This is a genomic window from Pseudomonas sp. (assembly GCF_051660785.1).
Taxonomy (GTDB): Bacteria; Pseudomonadota; Gammaproteobacteria; order Pseudomonadales; family Pseudomonadaceae; genus Aquipseudomonas.
The window spans coordinates 13,742-31,840 of sequence record NZ_JBOFQE010000115.1 but is presented as its reverse complement, the minus strand read 5'-3'; the positions used below and the strand labels follow the sequence as shown (position 1 = coordinate 31,840).

Annotated in this window: 18 protein-coding genes; 12 read left to right on the top strand and 6 right to left on the bottom strand. The window is 59.4% G+C overall.

The window, feature by feature from the left end; all coding sequences use genetic code 11:
• Positions 1-35: 35 nt before the first annotated feature.
• A complete protein-coding gene (locus ACRC4F_RS30925) occupies positions 36-890 on the top strand; it encodes a D-hexose-6-phosphate mutarotase (RefSeq protein ID WP_438662706.1) in 855 nt (284 codons plus the stop codon).
• Between the two features lie 158 nt (positions 891-1,048).
• Here ACRC4F_RS30925 and ACRC4F_RS30920 read toward each other — a convergent pair whose 3' ends face one another.
• The gene (locus ACRC4F_RS30920; protein WP_392893714.1) at positions 1,049-1,909 is read right to left on the bottom strand and encodes a MurR/RpiR family transcriptional regulator; all 861 of its coding nucleotides are present in this window, start codon (positions 1,907-1,909) and stop codon (positions 1,049-1,051) included.
• A gap of 228 nt (positions 1,910-2,137) precedes the next feature.
• Here ACRC4F_RS30920 and zwf point away from each other — a divergent pair, with 228 nt between their 5' ends.
• From zwf to ACRC4F_RS30900, 4 genes are all read left to right on the top strand, one after another.
• Entirely contained in the window at positions 2,138-3,604 is a 1,467-nt protein-coding gene (zwf, locus tag ACRC4F_RS30915) for a glucose-6-phosphate dehydrogenase (RefSeq protein ID WP_438662705.1), read from the top strand.
• Positions 3,591-4,304 carry a 6-phosphogluconolactonase gene (pgl, locus tag ACRC4F_RS30910; protein ID WP_438662704.1) on the top strand — a complete coding sequence of 238 codons (714 nt, stop codon included), beginning with the start codon at positions 3,591-3,593 and terminating at the stop codon, positions 4,302-4,304. The genes zwf and pgl overlap by 14 nt, the downstream gene beginning before the upstream one ends.
• Positions 4,305-4,321: 17 nt before the next feature.
• Entirely contained in the window at positions 4,322-4,987 is a 666-nt protein-coding gene (locus tag ACRC4F_RS30905; protein WP_438662703.1) for a bifunctional 4-hydroxy-2-oxoglutarate aldolase/2-dehydro-3-deoxy-phosphogluconate aldolase, read from the top strand.
• Positions 4,988-5,247: 260 nt separating this feature from the next.
• On the top strand, positions 5,248-5,973 hold the full coding sequence (locus tag ACRC4F_RS30900; RefSeq protein WP_438662702.1) for an intradiol ring-cleavage dioxygenase: 726 nt from the start codon (positions 5,248-5,250) through the stop codon (positions 5,971-5,973).
• Position 5,974: 1 nt separating this feature from the next.
• Here the strand turns inward: ACRC4F_RS30900 and ACRC4F_RS30895 are convergent, their stop codons facing one another.
• Both ACRC4F_RS30895 and ACRC4F_RS30890 read right to left on the bottom strand, forming a co-directional pair.
• Positions 5,975-7,156, bottom strand: a complete 1,182-nt coding sequence (locus tag ACRC4F_RS30895) for an aminotransferase class V-fold PLP-dependent enzyme (RefSeq protein WP_438662701.1) — start codon at positions 7,154-7,156, stop codon at positions 5,975-5,977.
• A gap of 26 nt (positions 7,157-7,182) precedes the next feature.
• Positions 7,183-7,419, bottom strand: a complete 237-nt coding sequence (locus tag ACRC4F_RS30890) for a DUF3820 family protein (RefSeq protein ID WP_010457368.1) — start codon at positions 7,417-7,419, stop codon at positions 7,183-7,185.
• Between the two features lie 202 nt (positions 7,420-7,621).
• Here ACRC4F_RS30890 and ACRC4F_RS30885 point away from each other — a divergent pair, with 202 nt between their 5' ends.
• The 4 genes from ACRC4F_RS30885 to ACRC4F_RS30870 all read left to right on the top strand — a co-directional run bounded on the left by ACRC4F_RS30885 (position 7,622) and on the right by ACRC4F_RS30870 (position 11,303).
• Positions 7,622-8,089, top strand: coding sequence for a ferritin-like domain-containing protein (locus ACRC4F_RS30885; protein ID WP_208669568.1), 468 nt, complete (start codon positions 7,622-7,624; stop codon positions 8,087-8,089).
• Positions 8,090-8,247: 158 nt separating this feature from the next.
• On the top strand, positions 8,248-10,236 hold the full coding sequence (locus ACRC4F_RS30880) for an FUSC family protein (protein WP_438662700.1): 1,989 nt from the start codon (positions 8,248-8,250) through the stop codon (positions 10,234-10,236).
• On the top strand, positions 10,223-10,429 hold the full coding sequence (locus ACRC4F_RS30875; RefSeq protein WP_008151119.1) for a DUF1656 domain-containing protein: 207 nt from the start codon (positions 10,223-10,225) through the stop codon (positions 10,427-10,429). The genes ACRC4F_RS30880 and ACRC4F_RS30875 overlap by 14 nt, the downstream gene beginning before the upstream one ends.
• Positions 10,430-10,439: 10 nt before the next feature.
• Positions 10,440-11,303: an efflux RND transporter periplasmic adaptor subunit gene (locus ACRC4F_RS30870; RefSeq protein ID WP_438662699.1), complete on the top strand. Its 864-nt coding sequence runs from the start codon at positions 10,440-10,442 to the stop codon at positions 11,301-11,303.
• Positions 11,304-11,631: 328 nt separating this feature from the next.
• On the opposite strand, the gene ACRC4F_RS30865 is transcribed toward ACRC4F_RS30870, so the two are convergent.
• Both ACRC4F_RS30865 and ACRC4F_RS30860 read right to left on the bottom strand, forming a co-directional pair.
• A complete protein-coding gene (locus ACRC4F_RS30865; RefSeq protein WP_438662698.1) occupies positions 11,632-12,102 on the bottom strand; it encodes a MaoC family dehydratase in 471 nt (156 codons plus the stop codon).
• Between the two features lie 41 nt (positions 12,103-12,143).
• Entirely contained in the window at positions 12,144-13,088 is a 945-nt protein-coding gene (locus ACRC4F_RS30860) for an alpha/beta hydrolase (RefSeq protein ID WP_438662697.1), read from the bottom strand.
• A 246-nt stretch (positions 13,089-13,334) separates the two neighbouring features.
• On the opposite strand from ACRC4F_RS30860, the gene fadD2 reads away from it, so the two are divergent.
• Positions 13,335-15,023, top strand: a complete 1,689-nt coding sequence (fadD2, locus tag ACRC4F_RS30855; RefSeq protein ID WP_438662696.1) for a long-chain-fatty-acid--CoA ligase FadD2 — start codon at positions 13,335-13,337, stop codon at positions 15,021-15,023.
• Positions 15,024-15,376: 353 nt separating this feature from the next.
• Positions 15,377-17,077, top strand: a complete 1,701-nt coding sequence (gene fadD1, locus ACRC4F_RS30850; protein ID WP_438662695.1) for a long-chain-fatty-acid--CoA ligase FadD1 — start codon at positions 15,377-15,379, stop codon at positions 17,075-17,077.
• Positions 17,078-17,319: 242 nt separating this feature from the next.
• Here fadD1 and ACRC4F_RS30845 read toward each other — a convergent pair whose 3' ends face one another.
• Positions 17,320-17,697, bottom strand: a complete 378-nt coding sequence (locus ACRC4F_RS30845) for a hypothetical protein (RefSeq protein WP_109634211.1) — start codon at positions 17,695-17,697, stop codon at positions 17,320-17,322.
• A gap of 200 nt (positions 17,698-17,897) precedes the next feature.
• On the opposite strand from ACRC4F_RS30845, the gene ACRC4F_RS30840 reads away from it, so the two are divergent.
• The gene (locus ACRC4F_RS30840; protein WP_438662694.1) at positions 17,898-18,089 is read left to right on the top strand and encodes a CsbD family protein; all 192 of its coding nucleotides are present in this window, start codon (positions 17,898-17,900) and stop codon (positions 18,087-18,089) included.
• Positions 18,090-18,099: the final 10 nt, after the last annotated feature.

Below are 18,099 nucleotides of genomic sequence, written 5' to 3'. Positions count from 1 at the left end.
TATAAGTACACCCATGATTTTCAGGACCGTGGCACATGCATGAGCATCCGCTACAACGCTTCTTCAAATCCTTGCGCGAACGTCCGGTGTTTGCGTGGGAGCGCTATCAGAAGCGCGACGTGCTGGTGATCGACCATCCGTTGTGTCAGGCGGTGTTCAGTCGCCAGGGCGCGCAGTTGCTGCACTTCCAGCCAAAGGGCCAGAAGCCTTGGCTCTGGTGCGCGGCGAAGTGGCCGCAAGTCGGTGCGATTCGTGGCGGCGTGCCGGTGTGCTGGCCATGGTATGGCCGTCATCCCAGCGAAAACGCCTGGCCTTCCCATGGCTGGGCACGGTTGATCGACTGGAAGCTGCTCGACAGCCACCATGACGACGCTGGCGTGCGCTTGCATTGGCAACTTCAGCTTTGCGACTGGCAAGTGGACCTGCACGCGCATCTTGGCGAACGCATGGATCTACGCTTGAGCACCGAGCATCAGGACAGCCTGCCATGCCAATTGAGCCAGGCGTTGCATGCCTATTGGCGTATTGGCGATGTCGGTGAGATAGCGCTGTCCGGGCTCGATGGCGTGCAGGGCTACGACCAGTTGAACCGTCAGGTTTGCCAGCAGGAAGGCGAGTTGAGAGTTGATGGTGGGTGTCAGCGGGTGTTCCAGCATGACGGTGAATTACAGCTCAAGGACCACGCCTGGCAGCGCGAATTGTGTATCGATACCGGTGACCATGCGGACACGGTGGTCTGGCATCCCGGCTCACGGCCGTTGCTGGGGGTGAGCTGGAACGAGATTTCCGAGTTTGTGTGTGTCGAGGCTGCGAGTGGTGGGACCGATAGCCTGAGCCTGGCGCCGGGGCAGAAGGCGCATTTGAGTTTGCAGGCGCGGTCTGGGGTTTAGTCCAAGGCTTGAGGGGTTGCTGCTGGCCTCATCGCCGGCAAGCCGGTCTCGCTCCCACAATAGATCTCCACTGGTCACAGTATTTGTGTTCAGCGCAGGTCCACTGTGGGAGCGAGCCTGCTCGCGATGAGGCCGGGTCAGGCAATGAAGATGTTGGCCTAGTTAAACTCATCCCCAACCGGATACCGGCTCGCATTCAAACTCTCTTTGATCTTGCGCAAATGCGGCTGGAAATCCACGCCCCGGCGCAAGGTCATGCCCGTCGCCAGTACATCCAGCACGGTCAGTTGGATGATCCGAGACGTCATCGGCATATAGATGTCGGTGTCTTCCGGCAACGGAATGTTCAGGCTCAAGGTACTGGCCTTGGCCAGCGGCGAGTTCTCCGCGGTCAAGCCGAGCACCGAAGCGCCATTCTCCCGGGCGATGCGCGCCACTTCCACCAGTTCGCGGGTGCGGCCGGTGTAGGAAATGATCACAAACAACTCGCCGGTATGCGCCACCGACGCAATCATCCGTTGCATCAGCACGTCGGCATGGGCGGTGACGGCCAGGTTGAAGCGGAAGAACTTGTGCTGCGCATCCAGCGCCACCGGTGCCGAGGCGCCGAGGCCGAAGAAGTGAATCTGCCGGGCCTGGATCAGCAGGTCGACGGCGCGGCTGATCAGGCTCGGGTCCAGCGCCTGCAAGGCACTGTCCAATGACGCGATGGCACTGCCGAAAATCTTCTTGGTGTACGCCTCGGGATTGTCATCGGCCTCGACCGCTCGGCTGACATACGCCGCGCCGCTGGCCAGGCTCTGGGCCAACTGAAGCTTGAGTTCCGGGTAGCCGCTGACGCCGAACGAGCGGCAGAAACGGTTGACCGTCGGCTCACTGACCTTTGAGGCCTGGGCGAGGGCGGCGATGCTGAACCGGGTGGCCTGCTGTGGGTTGAGCAGGATCACCTCGGCGACTTTGCGTTCCGCCTTGTTCAGGTCTTCAAGGCGATTCTGGATCTGTTCCAGTAGATTTCGCACGCGGTCCATTTCATGTTCCTTAGGTCAGCAGCGCAAATAAGCGTTCGGCTAATGCAAATTGGGCCTTTGATACGGCCCTTGACGGTGGCCTATCCTACTGATGGCTCCGACCGACCACCACTCGGAATCTGTATTTTGCGAAAATGTTGTGGTTATTACTACATTTTCCCTTGAGTGATGCCTTGAAAAAAGGTATTTGTAGCTTAACTTGATAAAAGAACAAACATCATGCCTTCGATTACGGTTGAACCGTGCACATTTGCCTTGTTCGGCGCCCTCGGCGATCTGGCTTTGCGCAAACTGTTTCCTGCCCTTTATCAACTCGATGGCGCAGGCCTATTGCACGAGGATACGCGCATTATTGCGCTGGCCCGTGAGCCTGGCAGCGAGCAGGAACACCTGGCGTTCATCGCCTCGGAACTGCGCCGTTACGTAGGTGCCGAGCTGGACGAAGCTGTGGCCGAACGCTTCCTGGCCCGTTTGAGCTACCTGCATGTCGACTTCCTCAAGGCTGACGATTACGTCGCCCTGGCCGAAATGGCTGGCAGCGCCCAGCGTGTGATTGCCTACTTCGCCACACCGGCCGCCGTTTACGGTGCGATCTGCGAAAACCTGTCGAAGGTCGGCCTGGCCGAAAACACCCGCGTGGTGCTGGAAAAACCCATTGGTTCGGACCTGGAATCCTCGCGCAAGGTCAACGACGCCGTGGCGCAGTTCTTCCCGGAGAACCGCACCTACCGCATCGACCATTACCTGGGCAAAGAGACCGTCCAGAACCTGATCGCCCTGCGTTTCGCCAACAGCCTGTTCGAAACCCAGTGGAACCAGAACTACATCTCCCACGTGGAAATCACCGTGGCCGAGAAAGTCGGGATCGAAGGCCGTTGGGGTTACTTCGACAAGGCCGGTCAGCTGCGGGACATGATCCAGAATCACCTGCTGCAACTGCTCTGCCTGATCGCCATGGACCCGCCGGCCGACCTGTCTGCCGACAGTATCCGTGACGAGAAAGTCAAAGTGCTCAAGGCCCTGGCGCCGATCAGCCCGGAAGGCCTGACCACCCAAGTGGTGCGCGGCCAGTACATCGCCGGTTACAGCGAAGGCAAACCGGTTCCGGGCTATCTGGAAGAGCCCAATTCCAACACCCAAAGCGACACCGAAACCTTCGTCGCCTTGCGTGCCGACATCCGCAACTGGCGCTGGGCCGGCGTGCCGTTTTACCTGCGCACCGGCAAGCGCATGCCACAGAAGTTGTCGCAGATCGTCATCCACTTCAAGGAACCGTCGCACTACATCTTCGCCCCCGAGCAGCGCCTGCAAATCAGCAACAAGCTGATCATCCGCCTGCAGCCGGACGAAGGCATTTCCTTGCGCGTGATGACCAAAGAACAAGGCCTGGACAAGGGCATGCAGCTGCGCAGCGGTCCGTTGCAGCTGAATTTTTCCGACACCTGGCGTAGTGCGCGGATTCCCGATGCCTACGAGCGGTTACTGCTGGAAGTGATGCGCGGCAATCAGAACCTGTTTGTCCGTAAAGATGAAATCGAAGCCGCGTGGAAGTGGTGTGACCAGTTGATCGCCGGGTGGAAAAAATCCGGTGATGCGCCCAAGCCGTACGCGGCCGGGTCCTGGGGACCGATGAGCTCCATTGCTCTGATCACGCGGGATGGGAGGTCGTGGTATGGCGATATCTAATTTGCAACTGCCTCAGGGCGTCAGCGCCCATGAGTTCAAGAGCCCGGTGCTGCTGGCCGACGGTTTGGCGCTGAATGTGGCCAAGCAACTGAGTGACGCCATCGACGCTCGCGGCAGCGCGACGCTGGTGGTGTCCGGTGGACGTAGCCCGGTGGCGTTTTTCCAGAACCTGGCCAAACAGAAACTGGACTGGTCCAAGGTCGTCGTTACCCTGGCCGACGAGCGCTGGGTCCCGATCGAGCATGCCGACAGCAATGCCGGCCTGCTCAAGCGTTACCTGCTGCAAGGCCCGGCGGCCAAGGCTCAGTTTCTGAGCCTGTACAGCGCCACCGCGAACCTTGAGCTGGCCGCCGAGCAAGCCGACCGTTTGCTCGCCGAGTTGCCGCCGATCGACGTGCTGATCCTCGGGATGGGCGACGACGGTCACACCGCTTCGCTGTTCCCGAACAGCCCGAACCTGGCCGACGCCTTGAAAGCCGACGGCATCCGTCGTTGCTACCCGATGCTGGCACCGACCGTGCCGCATCAGCGCCTGACCATGAGTCGCGCGCTGCTGGCTTCGGCCAAGACCACCGTTCTATCGATTTCCGGTCAGTCCAAGCTGACCACCCTGAGTGCCGCATTGGCCGGTGACGATGTCGCCGCCATGCCGATTCGCGCGTTTCTGCAACCTACGTTAGAGATTTACTGGTGCCCATGAGCCAAGGATCAGCCGCTATGAAAAACACATCCCCGACCGTTTCCATGGCGGACAAAGTTGCCCTGATCGACAGCCTCTGCGCCAAGGCGCGGATCCTGCCGGTGATCACCATCGCTCGCGAACAGGATGTCCTGCCACTGGCCGACGCCCTGGCCGCGGGTGGCCTGACTGCCCTGGAAGTGACGCTGCGTTCGCAGTTCGGTCTCCGGGCGATCCAGGTTCTGCGTGAGCAGCGTCCGGAACTGGTGACCGGCGCCGGTACGGTGCTGGATCGCAACATGCTTGCCGCTGCTGAAGCGGCTGGTTCGCAGTTCATCGTCACGCCGGGCATTACCCGTGACTTGCTCGAAGCCAGTGTCGACAGCCCGATCCCGCTGTTACCGGGCATCAGCAACGCTTCCGGCATCATGGAAGGTTATGGCCTGGGTTATCGCCGCTTCAAGCTGTTCCCGGCGGAAGTCAGCGGTGGCGTTGCGGCGATCAAAGCGCTTGGCGGCCCGTTCGGTGAAGTGAAATTCTGCCCGACTGGCGGCGTCAGCCCGGCCAACATCAAGAGCTACATGGCGTTGAAAAACGTGATGTGCGTGGGCGGTAGCTGGATGCTTGATCCGGAGTGGATCAAGAACGGCGACTGGGCCCGCATTCAGGAATGCACCGCCGAGGCATTGGCGCTGCTGGACTGATCGGCTTTTACCCAACACTTCGTTGTGTGTTCTACGGCTTTACGGTGCGCTTGGTCGGTGCACCGTTTTTTTTTGCCCGCAAAAAAACTGTGGGAGCCAGCCTGCTAGCGATAGCGATCTGACAGTCACTTCTTGGTGTCTGTCATGCCGCTATCGCCAGCAGGCTAGCTCCCACAGGGGACATCAGGCGATACATAGTTACCGCACCTGGCCGCTCGACCAGCGTTAACCTGCGTTCATCTTATGGAAGAGAGTACGTCATGGACGACAACACCTCCGTTGCACCCACACCCCCGGTTTACCTGCTGTCTCCCGAGCAAATCGCCGGCCCGTATTTCCGCAATCCTAAACTGATCCGCCGCAACATCAGCGAAAGCGCCGAGGGCATTCCCCTGGTGTTGCGACTGGCGATTGTCGATGCCATGACCGGCGAGCCTGTGACCGGGGCCCTGGTCGACCTCTGGCATTGCAATGCGCGCGGTGCGTATTCGGGCTGGAGCAAGATCAATCCGGACAAGGAAGTCGATGTCGGTGACATCGGCTCGGTCCCGCGCACCGACGACGACACCTATCTGCGTGGCGGGCAATTCACCGACAAAAAGGGCGTGGTGCGCTTTACCACCATCTATCCGGGGTTCTATGCCGGTCGTGCGTTACACATCCACATCGCCGTTCGCATCACGTCAGGCAACAATTTTCTTGATGAGCGACACGTCGCCTGGGTCGGCCAGCTTTACTTTCCCGAACCCGCCTCGCGTGCGGTGCTCAATGCCCGTGAGTACAGCGGCCGATCCGCCTCAGCGCTCACCAACAATGAAGACTTTCATTTCCGGCATCAGGGCGGCGAGGCATCGACGTTAACGGTCCACACCCTCGGTCGAGACTCAAACGAGGACGGCTTTTTCGGGCACACAACCATCGGCATCGACACGTTCGCCGCGTCGACTCAAATCAAACCGGAGGACTTCGACAAGTACACGGTATGACTCAGCGCAGCTCGGTCAGCGCCCGGGCCAGTAAATCCATGTCGGCGGCGGTAGTCGTGAGCCCCGGCGTAATGCGTATGCAGGGTCCACTCGCCGCGCCACTACGGGCCACGGTGAACAGGTTGTAGTCGCTGAGCAGCCGTTCGACCATCGCCTGTTGGTCGGCATGCCGGGTAAAGCGCATCGAGGTAATGCCGCAATACAGTCTCGGGTCATCGGGTGTCATGACATCGATCCCCGGTAACTCGCGAACCGCAGTGACCCACCGGTTGCGCAGGTAGTTGAGCCGTGTGCTCTTGGCTGCGACGCCACCCATGGCGAGATGCTCCTCGAACACCAGGGGCAGCGTCAGCAGCGCCGGGATATTCGGTGTGCTGTACGGCGTGCGGGCGCGAATATCGGTGACCGGGAAATGCATCTCGCCCATGTCCGGGTCGATATCGGCCAGGCGCTCAGAGGCAATGTAGATGAAGCCCAGTGTCAGGGGCGCGCCGATCCACTTGTGCAGGTTGAAGCCGGCGAAAGAAATGCCCAGTTCATCGAGATTGAACTCGATCTGCCCGAGGGCATGGGCGCCATCGAGGATCACGTCGATGCCGTGTTCCTTGGCGGCGGCGGCAATGGCCTGAACCGGCATGACCAATCCGGTGCGATGGGTGACGTGGGTCAGGGCCATCAGTTTGAGCTTTGGATAACGCACGAAGGCGTCGCGATAAGTAGCGAGCAAGCTGTCGAAACTCGCGGGGTGCGCATGGTCGATTTCGATCACTTCCACGCCGCGATGACGGGCCAGCCAGCGCATTGCGCCTTTGACCGTGTCGTACTCCAGATCGCAAATCAGCACCTGATCGCCCGGTTGCAGGCGATTGTAGTTACGGATCAGCGACTGAAGGCCGTCGGAGGCGTTGCGGGTGAGGGCCACGCTTTCGACGGGGACGTCGATCAGGCTGGCGAGCCGTGCGCGAATTTCGAGGCTTTCGATTTGTTCGAAACGCTGGCGCACATGCACCGAGTTGCTGCGGTTGATCAGCTCGATGTTGCGCTGGTACTCCTCGACCACGGTGCGCGACATTCGCCCGAAGTAACCGTTTTCCAGATTGATGGGCCCGGGCTCGACAGCGTAGCGGTCGGCAAAGGTTTTCCAGAAGTGTTCATCACGGGCGCGACGGGTGTTATCGGGCATGAGCTACTCGGTTCTTGACAGCGATTTCAGTGGCGTGGGGCAGGTTTGCCATGTTTGGCGCGCAGCGGTTCGAGCAGGTCCGACAGACCGTTGTGATCGATCTCCTGCATCAGGGCCAGTAAACCGCCCAGTTCCCCGTGTGGAAAACCTTCCCGGGCGAACCAGTTCAGGTATTGGCCGGGCAGGTCGGCAATGATTCGACCCTTGTATTTACCGAAGGGCATTTCGCGGGTAATCAACAGTTCGAGCTTTTCAGGGTTCATCGAGGGTCGTCTTGATTCATCAGGCTGGAAAATACAGGCATTCTGCATGCAGGCCAATTGACAGTTCATGCAAAAAAAGCGGATACAGATTTGGCCGTTAAAACTAAGTCATTGAAATATAAGATATAAATTATCATTCCGAAGCTGGCATGCAGGGTGCAATAACTATTGCATCTTTCATCAACCCGCAAGGAATTGAAAAATGACCGACATCAATAAAGAAGCGATCTCTGTACTCAACGACCTGATTGAAACCAGTAAAGACGGTCAGGAAGGGTTCAAGACTTGCGCTGAAGACATCAAACACCCTGAACTGAAAACCCTGTTCGTGCAACGCTCCGCCGACTGCGCCACCGCAGCGGCCGAACTCCAGAGCGCCGTGCGTTCGATGGGCGGCGATCCGGAAACTTCCACCAGCGTCAGCGGTGACTTGCACCGTCGCTGGGTCGACGTGAAGGCGATGTTCACCGGCAAAGATGAAGAGGCCGTGCTGAACGAAGCCGAGCGCGGTGAAGACCATGCACTGAAGGCTTACAAAGAAGCCATGGAAAAAATCAACAAGCACAACCTGGTGGGCATTCGTGACCTGGTTGAACGTCAGTACCACGGCGTGCAACGCAATCACGATCAGGTAAAAGCCCTGCGTAACCAGGCCCGCGCTCGCTCTTAAGCGCTCGTAGCCTGTCAAAAACGCCAGCCAGTCTGGCGTTTTTTTGTGCCTGGGAATTAACGCTGGACGGGTGATAGATAGCTAGCTAATAATTTGTTTTTCAAGTGACTTCAGTGATCCCGACTATCGTTAAAAACGTCCTTTCCAGAGTCTTCGACGTGCCTATCACTTTGCAGGCCTTGTTTGCGCCTGACCGCCGTGCGCTCCAGTTCGCGATCAAGACGCTGATCGGCGGAGGCCTTGCGCTGTGGCTGGCATTGCGTTGGGGCCTGGAGCAACCCGCCTGGGCACTGATGACGGCCTTCATCGTCGCTCAGCCGCTGTCCGGAATGGTGGTGCAGAAGGGCTTGGCGCGGCTGCTGGGCACGCTGGTCGGAACGATCATGTCGGTCGTATTCATGAGCATGTTCGCCCAGACGCCCTGGCTTTTTTTGCTGGCATTGGCGTTGTGGCTCGGGCTGTGTACGGCGAGTTCGACGTTGCTGCGCAGCGCCTGGTCCTATTCATTTGTACTGGCCGGCTACACGGTGGCGATCATCGCGTTGCCGGCCATTACCCATCCGCTGACGGTGTTCGACCAGGCCGTGGCGCGTTGCACGGAAATCTGCCTGGGCATCCTCTGCGCCACGGCGGCCAGCGCGTTGCTCTGGCCGATGCGGGTCGAGCGGCAACTGGCGGATCAGGCGCGAGCTGCCTGGAACAGCGGGATGAATGCGGCGCGTGCAACCCTGGCCGGCGATGCTCAGGCACGTAAAGGTTTGCTGGAAATCCTCGGGCGAATTGTCGCCGTCGATGCCCAGCGCGAACATGCCTGGTTTGAAGGTGGCCTCGGTCGGCAACGCGCACGTGCAATCAGCGGTTTGAGCCAGAAACTCCTGATGTTGCTGCGCATCGCCCGTTCGGTGCGCCGTCAGTGGAAGCAATTGGAACCACAAGAAGCCGAGCAGCTGCAACCCTGGATGACCGAGGTTCAAGCCGCACTCAGCGTTGCCGATACCGCGACCCTGCAGGCGTTGCGGCCGCGGTTGCTGGATGCGTCCCACGATCCGCACATCAGCTCCGCGCAGAGTTACTGCCTTGCCCGTTTCACCTTGCTGCTCGATACCTCGATGGCAGCCACTGCGGCGCTGAAAGCAGTGGAGGAGGGCCGCGAAACGGTTGATCCGCCCCGCACCCTGACACCGCACCGCGACCTGTCATTGGCGCTGGTGTTCGGCGCGCGCAGTGCCTTGGCGTTTCTGGTGGTGTCGTGCTTCTGGCTGGCGACGGCGTGGCCCGCCGCATCGGGCGCCCTGGTGCTGACGTGCGTGGTGTGCAGCCTGTTTGCCAGTCGCGAGAACGGCGCGCAGATCGGCATGAGTTTCATGCGCGGGATCTTTCTGGCGATTCCGACGGCGTTTTTCGTCGGGCAGATTCTGCTGCCGCAATGGAGCGGTTTTGCCTTGCTGTGCATGGGCATGGGCGTGCCGTTGTTCTTCGGTGCGCTGGGCATGGCCAAGCCGCAGATCGGCGCCACAGCCACTTCGTTCTGCCTGCACTTCATCGTGCTGGTGTCGCCGCTGAACGCGATGAAATTCGACGTCGCCACGTTCTTCAACAGCGCTCAGGCAATGGTCGTCGGTGTCGGCGCAGCGGTATTGGCGTTTCATTTGCTGATCCTGCGTAACCCGGCGTGGCATGGTCGCCGCTTGCTGGCGGCAACGCTCGATGATCTGGTGCGGCTGACCCGACGTAACCTGCGCGGTGCCGAAAGCTGGTTTGGCGGGCGCATGGCCGATCGCTTGCTGCAACTGGCGCGGCACTATCCCGAGTTGCCGGAGCCGGCGCGCAGTCGCTGGGATGACGGCTTGCTCGGCCTCGATATCGGCGATGAATTGCTGCACCTGCGGCTGAGCCTGGCAGTGGCACAGGCCCCGGTCAGTGCGCCTCAGCGACGGTATCTCGAACAGTTGGAGAAAATCCTCGAGCAAGGTCCCGCAGGCAACTGCGCCGATGCACTGGAACAACCCAGCGAAGAGTTCTTGAAGTCCTTGTACGCGTTGCCGCCGAGTGATGCCGTGAAACTGGCCCAGGGCGCCGTACTGCAATTGCAAAGCAGTTGGCGCGCCTGGTGCCGTCAACAGGAGCACAGCCATGGGCTTGCGTGAGTGGTCGGTGGGCGGCGTGTTGCTCAGTCCGTTTCTGATTTATGTGCTGCTGGCCCTGCTCGTTACCGGCGCATTGCGCATGCTGTTGCGCCTGACACCGGTCGGCCGCTGGATCTGGCACGAAGCATTGTTTGATTGCGCCTTGTACGTCTGTGTATTGACCCTGATCACCGTCGTCCTCGGACCTTTATAAGGAGTTGAAAATGCGTACCCCCGTACGTGTCGCGGTAACCCTGTGCCTGGTGGCGGTGGCGATTTTCGCCGGCTTCCATTTGTGGCAATACTACATGCTCACGCCCTGGACCCGGGACGCGCGGATCCGCGCCGATGTGGTGGTGATCGCCCCGGATGTCTCGGGGTGGGTGCGTGAGCTCAAGGCGTTCGATAACCAGCCGGTCAAGGCCGGCGATCTGTTGCTGAGCATCGATCGTGACCGTTTCGAAGCGGCACTGGAGAAGGCCCAGGCGGTGGTGCAGACCCGCCAGCAACAACTCAATCTGCGTGAACGCGAAGCCAGTCGCCGCGCCAGCCTCGGGCCGCAAGCGATCAGTGCCGAGCTGCGCGAGAATGCACAAATCAACGCCGGCATCGCCCGTGGCGAACTGCGTGAAGCACAGGCGGAAGCCAAGGTTGCCGAACTCAATCTTGCACGCAGTCAGGTCCATGCGCCGCGAAATGGCCACATCACCAACCTGCGTCTGGCCCAAGGCAACTACGTGAATGCCGGGCAATCGGTGATGGCGTTGATCGATGATTCGACCTTTTACGTGCAAGCGTATTTTGAGGAAACCAAGTTGCCGCGAATTCGGGTGGGCGATCCGGTGAAAGTCTGGTTGATGAGCGCTGGGGAAGCGCTGGACGGGCATGTGGAAAGCATCAGCCGCGGGATTACCGACCGCAATACCACGCCGGACGGGCAACTGCTGGCGGAGGTAGAGCCGACGTTTAACTGGGTGAGGCTGGCGCAGCGGATTCCGGTGCGGATCAAGATTGATAAGTTGCCGGAGGGGATGAATTTGAGTTCGGGGATGACGGCGAGTGTGCAGGTTGGGGAGGGGGAGCGGTGAGTTTCAGATCTTTATCTGACTTTAGAGCCACCCCTCACCCCAGCCCTCTCCCCACGGGGGAGAGGGGGAAAGGGAGCTGATCTCGGTTGTTTTCAGAGCCTGAGTTCGACTCGAACTCTCAGGTCGATGTAACCCGAAAGAACAACTCGGTAGATTCCCTCTCCCCACGGGGGAAAGGGGAAAGGGAGCTGATCTCGGTTGTTTTCAGAGCCTGAGTTCGACTCGAACTCTCAGGTCGCTGTAACCCGAAAGAACACCTCGGTAGGTCCCCTCTCCCCTTGGGAGAGGGTTAGGGTGAGGGGTGATTCAGCTGACACCCCTCACCGGTTCAGCCAATGCTGATCGCCGGCAATGTCGGCAATGTCACTGTCTGCTGCTTGCGCGGCGCGAGAATTTCGGCCTCGCCATCCACCACCAATTCATCGCGCTGGTTGAACACGCGAGTGGCAATCCGCACACGAAACTTCGGCAGTTTCTCGAGGATCTCCAAACGCACGGTCAGGGTGTCGCCGATTTTCACCGGCTTCTGAAAGCTCATCTGCTGACCGATATAGATAGTGCCCGGCCCAGGCAACTCGCAAGCCACGGCCGCGCTGATCAGCGCACCGCTGAACATGCCGTGGGCGATGCGCTCCTTGAACATGGTGGCAGCGGCAAATTCGGCGTCCAGGTGCACCGGGTTGTGATCACCGGACATCGCGGCGAACAACTGAATGTCGCGCGCTTCGACCGTCTTGCTGTAGCTGGCGGTCTGGCCGACTTCGAGGGCTTCGTAAGGGGTGTTGGTAACCTGGGTCATCTGTTTCAATTCCTGTGACGAATAAAAAATCCACAAAAAAACTATTCCGATCTGGGTGGCCGGCGGTGGCTCAGCGCCTGGGCAATCCAGTTCAGCACGTCGTTGATCACTTCCTCGCGGTTGCTCTCGTTGAACAGTTCATGCCGTGCCTGCGGGTAAATAGTCAGTTGCAGGTTCTGGCTGCCGGCCGCGCGTAGCGCATGGGCCAGATCTTTCAGACGCTTGCCTTCGCTCACCGGATCACATTCACCGCCAATCACCAGCAACGGCAGGCCCGGATCAATCTGAGCGAGATTGGACGCTTTGCTGATTTGCTGCAAGCCGCCGAGCAAATCGATCCACAACTGATTGGTGCATCGAAAGCCGCAAAGCGGGTCGCTGGCGTACAGATCAACTTCCACCGGATCCCGACTGAGCCAGTCGAACCGCGTGCGCACCGGTTTGAATTTCTTGTTGAACGAGCCAAACGACAGCCATTCGATCAGCGCACTTCGACCTGTGGGGCCTTGGCGCATACGTTCGAGCCGGGCAATTTGTCGTGCTGCGCGATATAGCGCGATCGGCTGGAAGTTCGAACCGCTGAGCACCGCGCCATGCAGGCTGGCGCTGTGATGCAGCAGATAAGCCTGGGCAACGTAACTGCCCATGCTGTGACCGAGCAGCACGATCGGCACGCCGGGATGTTGCTGGCCGATGTGCTGGTTGAGGCTGGCCAGGTCGCCGACCACTTTGCACCAGCCATCGTCGTCGGCGAAATGGCCGAGTGTCCCGTTTTCGGCAGTTTTGCCATGTCCACGCAGGTCCGGTGCGTAGACGCCGTACCCTTGCTCGCAGAGTTTTTCCGCCAGGCGGGCATAGCGTCCACTGTGTTCCGCCATGCCGTGGGCCAGCAGGATCACGGCCTTCAAAGGCGCAGCGGGCAGCCACTGGTTGACGTAGAGGCGGCTGCGGTCACTCGCGGTCAGCCAGAAAGTGTCGTGGATCATGGCGATTCCTTTGCATGGGGCTGCCGGGTGGAAAACAGCCTCGATGCATTTTATAGCGCATCCTGCGCTTGCCGTCTGATCAGGCCACGCCGCTGCAGCAAGATTCACACGGTCAATGACGCCCGTTGGCATATTTGCCTGATTCGCCATAGCTGCTAGTGTCCGTGGAGCCCCGCTTTTTCGCTCCTTGTTTTGAAGACGGACAGAAAGCGGCCCGGATAGGCTCAGGTAAAGAGGACAAGAACAATGCAACCTGATTTCTGGAATGACAAACGCCCGGCCGGCGTGCCCCTGGATATTGACCTTGGGGCCTATAAGTCGGTGCTTGAGGTGTTCGAGCGTTCCTGCAAGAAATTCGCTGATCGTCCCGCGTTCAGCAACATGGGCGTGACCCTGACCTACGCCGAACTGGAACGCTACAGCCTGGCGTTCGCCGGTTACCTGCAAGCCCACACCGACCTGGTGCCGGGGGATCGTATTGCGGTGCAGATGCCTAATGTTTTGCATTACCCGATTGCCGTGTTCGGTGCCTTGCGCGCCGGGCTTATCGTGGTCAACACCAACCCGCTGTACACCGCGCGGGAGATGCGGCATCAGTTCAAGGACTCTGGCGCCCGGGCGTTGGTGTACCTGAACGTGTTCGGGCAGAAGGTCCAGGAAGTGCTGCCCGACACCGACATCCAGTACCTGATCGAAGCGAAGATGGGCGATCTGATGCCGACCGCCAAAGGCTGGCTGGTCAATACCATGGTCAGCAAGGTCAAGAAGATGGTCCCGGCGTATTCCTTGCCGCAGGCGATTTCCTTCAAGAGCGCACTGCGTCTGGGCCGGGGCCTGGGCATCAAGCCGCTGAAAGTCGGCCTCGACGACATCGCGGTGTTGCAATACACCGGCGGCACCACCGGCCTGGCCAAAGGGGCGATGCTGACGCACGGCAACCTAGTGGCGAACATGCAACAGGCGCGTGCGTGCCTCGGGCAATTTGGCAGCGACGGTCAGCCACTGCTGCGCGAAGGCCAGGAAGTGATGATTGCGCCGCTGCCGCTGTACCACATCTATGCATTCACGGCGAACTGCATGTGCATGATGGTGACCGGCAACCACAACGTACTGATCACCAATCCTCGGGACATCGGCGGCTTCATCAAGGAGCTGAAGAACTGGCGGTTCTCGGCGCTGCTGGGGCTGAACACGCTGTTCGTCGCGCTGATGGATCATCCGGACTTCAAGACCCTGGATTTCTCCAGCCTCAAACTCACCAACTCCGGTGGCACCGCGCTGGTCAAGGCCACCGCCGAGCGTTGGGAGCAGCTCACCGGTTGCCGCATCACCGAAGGTTACGGCCTGACGGAAACTTCTCCGGTGGCCTGCACCAACCCGTACGGCGACAAGTCGCGGATCGGCACGGTCGGCCTGCCAGTGCCGGGCACCACGTTGAAAGTGATCAACGATGAAGGCGTCGAGCAGCCCTTGGGCGAGCGCGGCGAACTGTGCATCAAGGGCCCGCAGATCATGAAGGGCTACTGGCAGAAACCGGAAGCCACTGCCGAAGTGCTGGATGCCGAGGGCTGGTTCAAGTCCGGCGATATCGCGGTGATCGACCCGGACGGTTTTGTACGCATCGTCGATCGCAAGAAGGACATGATCATCGTCTCGGGTTTCAACGTGTACCCGAACGAGATCGAAGACATCGTGATGGCTCATCCGAAAGTCGCCAACTGCGCGGTGATCGGCGTACCGGACGAGCGTTCGGGGGAGGCGGTGAAGTTGTTTGTGGTGGCCCGAGAGTCGGGTGTCAGCCTTGAAGAGCTGAAGGCGTACTGTAAGGAAAACTTCACGGCGTACAAAGTGCCCAAGCATATTGTGTTGCGTGAGTCGTTGCCGATGACGCCGGTGGGCAAAATTCTGCGACGGGAGTTGCGGGATATCGCCTGACCTTTAAAAGCTGCGCTTCGCGCAATCGCGAGCAGGCTCGCTCCCACAAGGATTTCGGTGATCCTGTGGGAGCGAGCCTGCTAGCGATTTTTTTTGATCAAGTCCCCGGTTTCACAGGCTTTCAGGGGGTCTATAGAATTTTTGCTCTAAAATGACCGCTAGCAATTCTTGAGTCACAATTGTGACCATAGAGGCCGCTTTTGGCTCTAGTCGACCCTTGGCAAAGCTGCTACTCTCGGCGCGCTTTGTGACTTCTCGGGCTTATAAAAGCGCTAGATTCACCGACAAACACACACCAATAATAATCGCATCAAATGCGGTGCTGAATTCGCGTTGCTGAGGAGTGGGCTTCCATGAACGAAGACTTTTGGAAGGATAAGTACCCTGCCGGGATTGCTGCCGAGATCAATCCAGACGAGTTTCCGAATATTCAGGCAGTGTTGAAACGTTCCTGCCAGCGCTTCGCCGACAAACCGGCATTCAGCAACCTGGGCAAGACCATCACTTACGGTGAACTGTACGAACTGTCCGGTGCCTTTGCCGCTTACCTGCAACAGCATACCGACTTGCAGCCGGGCGATCGAATCGCCGTGCAATTGCCTAACGTATTGCAGTACCCCGTCGCCGTGTTCGGTGCCATCCGCGCCGGGCTGATCGTGGTCAATACCAACCCGCTATACACCGCGCGGGAAATGGAACACCAATTCAACGACTCCGGTGCCAAAGCGTTGGTCTGCCTGGCCAACATGGCACACCTGGCCGAGGCGGTCGTGCCGAAGACCGGCGTCAAGCACGTGATCGTCACCGAAGTGGCCGACCTGCTGCCACCGCTCAAGCGCCTGCTGGTCAACAGCGTCATCAAGTACGTGAAGAAGATGGTCCCGGCGTATCACCTGCCCAAGGCCATCAAGTTCAACGACGTGCTGAGCAAGGGCCACGGCCAGCCAGTGGCTGAAGCCAATCCGGCGAGCAGCGACGTTGCCGTGCTGCAATACACCGGCGGCACCACCGGCGTGGCCAAGGGTGCGATGCTGACCCATCGCAACCTCGTCGCGAACATGCTGCAGTGCAAGGCGCTGATGGGCTCCAACCTCAACGAAGGCTGCGAGATCCTGATCACACCGCTGCCGCTGTACCACATCTACGCCTTCACCTTTCATTGCATGGCGATGATGCTGATCGGCAACCACAACATCCTGATCAGCAACCCGCGTGATTTGCCGGCGATGGTCAAGGAACTGTCGAAGTGGAAGTTCAGCGGCTTTGTCGGCCTCAACACCTTGTTCGTGGCGCTGTGCAACAACGAGGGCTTCCGCAAGCTGGACTTCTCTGCACTGAAAGTCACCCTGTCCGGCGGTATGGCCCTGCAACTGGCCGCGGCCGAGCGCTGGAAAGCGGTCACCGGTTGCGCCATCTGCGAAGGTTACGGCATGACCGAAACCAGCCCGGTGGCCACGGTGAACCCGATTCAGCACATCCAGATCGGCACCATCGGTATTCCGGTGCCGTCCACCGTGTGCAAAGTCATCGACGATGCCGGTGTTGAGCAGCCGTTGGGCGAAATCGGCGAACTGTGTGTGAAAGGTCCGCAAGTGATGAAGGGCTACTGGCAGCGCCAGGACGCCACCGATGAAATGCTCGACAGCGAAGGCTGGCTGAAGACCGGTGACATCGCGGTCATCCAGCCTGACGGCTACATGCGCATTGTCGATCGCAAGAAAGACATGATCCTGGTCTCCGGTTTCAACGTTTACCCGAACGAACTGGAAGACGTGCTGGCGACCCTGCCGGGTGTGCTGCAATGCGCGGCCATCGGCGTGCCGGACGAGAAGTCGGGCGAGGCGATCAAGATCTTCATCGTGGCCAAACCGGGCGTGACGCTGACCAAGGAACAGGTGATGGAGCACATGCGCGCCAACGTCACCGGCTACAAGGTCCCGCGCTCCGTGGAGTTCCGCGATGCGCTGCCGACCACCAACGTGGGCAAGATCCTGCGTCGTGAACTGCGCGACGAAGAGTTGAAGAAGCTCAACGCCAGGAAAGTTGGCGCGTAACCCACAAAAAAAAGCTCCGCAGATGCGGGGCTTTTTGTTTATGGCCATGTCAGAAGTGCTTTATGTGTTCGGGGATTTATCTGTGGCGAGGGGATTTATCCCCGTTCGGCTGCGCAGCAGTCGTAAACCCGGCGAATGCGGTGTACCTGATGAATTGCGGTTGCAGGTTTTTGGGGCCGCTGCGCGACCCAACGGGGATAAATCCCCTCGCCACAGGGTTCTCTATTTGGCTTGAGGGCGTGTTACAGGCGGAACGGCGCGAAATTGACGTTGGTACCCGCCGGTCGCATGTCTTGCAGGTACGAATCCTTGTCCGCGCTCAGTTCCAGGCTCAACGCGGCTTTGCGCTTGCCTTCGTTGCGCACCACCAGGCCTTCGAGCTTCTCGCGCAGGAACACCGTTGGCACTTTCAGATGCAGCAGCTCGTCGGTATCCGGCGTGTGCATCAGCAGGTGAACCCACTCGTACTGACCAATGGCAAGGCGCGCCACCGGGATATCGAACCACCAGATGTTGCGGTTGCGGTTCAGTTCGGTGAAATGGCAGTTGTTGACGCCAAGCACAGCACCGCCAAGTTCCTGGTTTCTGCGGGCAATGGCCTGCTTTTTATCGAGTTTCATAACATTCCTACGGGATTGGATCTTCAGCGCCATGGCCTGAATACGTTGCGCATTCTCGGGGGTTGGTCGGCAAACATAAAGCCTGATCTGCACTGAACGATGAAATGCGAGGCTGAAAATAAATGAAACTCCGTACAAACGCTCTCGGTCAATCCTTGTGTAACGACTTTTTCCGTTTAATTGTTCTCAGGAGAAACACCATGAGCAGCACTGGCGATAAAGTAAAAGGCATGGCCAACGAAGCCGCTGGCAACGTCAAGCAAGGCGTCGGCAAGGCGACTGACAACAGCAAGCTGCAAGCCGAAGGCAAAGTGCAGGAAAAGAAAGGCGAGGCCCAACAAGCGGTCGGCAAAGCCAAGGACGCCATCAAGAAAGGCGTCGACAAGGCCTGATTCGGCCTTT

What these genes read in the sequence shown, in the direction of transcription:
- zwf (WP_438662705.1), top strand. Translation starts at nt 2,138, where the DNA reads ATGCCTTCGATTACGGTTGAACCGTGCACATTTGCCTTGTTCGGCGCC.
- ACRC4F_RS30870 (WP_438662699.1), top strand. Translation starts at nt 10,440, where the DNA reads ATGCGTACCCCCGTACGTGTCGCGGTAACCCTGTGCCTGGTGGCGGTG.
- ACRC4F_RS30885 (WP_208669568.1), top strand. Translation starts at nt 7,622, where the DNA reads ATGACCGACATCAATAAAGAAGCGATCTCTGTACTCAACGACCTGATT.
- pgl (WP_438662704.1), top strand. Translation starts at nt 3,591, where the DNA reads ATGGCGATATCTAATTTGCAACTGCCTCAGGGCGTCAGCGCCCATGAG.
- ACRC4F_RS30875 (WP_008151119.1), top strand. Translation starts at nt 10,223, where the DNA reads ATGGGCTTGCGTGAGTGGTCGGTGGGCGGCGTGTTGCTCAGTCCGTTT.
- ACRC4F_RS30895 (WP_438662701.1), bottom strand. Translation starts at nt 7,156, where the DNA reads ATGCCCGATAACACCCGTCGCGCCCGTGATGAACACTTCTGGAAAACC.
- ACRC4F_RS30865 (WP_438662698.1), bottom strand. Translation starts at nt 12,102, where the DNA reads ATGACCCAGGTTACCAACACCCCTTACGAAGCCCTCGAAGTCGGCCAG.
- ACRC4F_RS30900 (WP_438662702.1), top strand. Translation starts at nt 5,248, where the DNA reads ATGGACGACAACACCTCCGTTGCACCCACACCCCCGGTTTACCTGCTG.
- ACRC4F_RS30905 (WP_438662703.1), top strand. Translation starts at nt 4,322, where the DNA reads ATGAAAAACACATCCCCGACCGTTTCCATGGCGGACAAAGTTGCCCTG.
- ACRC4F_RS30860 (WP_438662697.1), bottom strand. Translation starts at nt 13,088, where the DNA reads ATGATCCACGACACTTTCTGGCTGACCGCGAGTGACCGCAGCCGCCTC.
- ACRC4F_RS30925 (WP_438662706.1), top strand. Translation starts at nt 36, where the DNA reads ATGCATGAGCATCCGCTACAACGCTTCTTCAAATCCTTGCGCGAACGT.
- ACRC4F_RS30845 (WP_109634211.1), bottom strand. Translation starts at nt 17,697, where the DNA reads ATGAAACTCGATAAAAAGCAGGCCATTGCCCGCAGAAACCAGGAACTT.
- fadD1 (WP_438662695.1), top strand. Translation starts at nt 15,377, where the DNA reads ATGAACGAAGACTTTTGGAAGGATAAGTACCCTGCCGGGATTGCTGCC.
- ACRC4F_RS30840 (WP_438662694.1), top strand. Translation starts at nt 17,898, where the DNA reads ATGAGCAGCACTGGCGATAAAGTAAAAGGCATGGCCAACGAAGCCGCT.
- fadD2 (WP_438662696.1), top strand. Translation starts at nt 13,335, where the DNA reads ATGCAACCTGATTTCTGGAATGACAAACGCCCGGCCGGCGTGCCCCTG.
- ACRC4F_RS30890 (WP_010457368.1), bottom strand. Translation starts at nt 7,419, where the DNA reads ATGAACCCTGAAAAGCTCGAACTGTTGATTACCCGCGAAATGCCCTTC.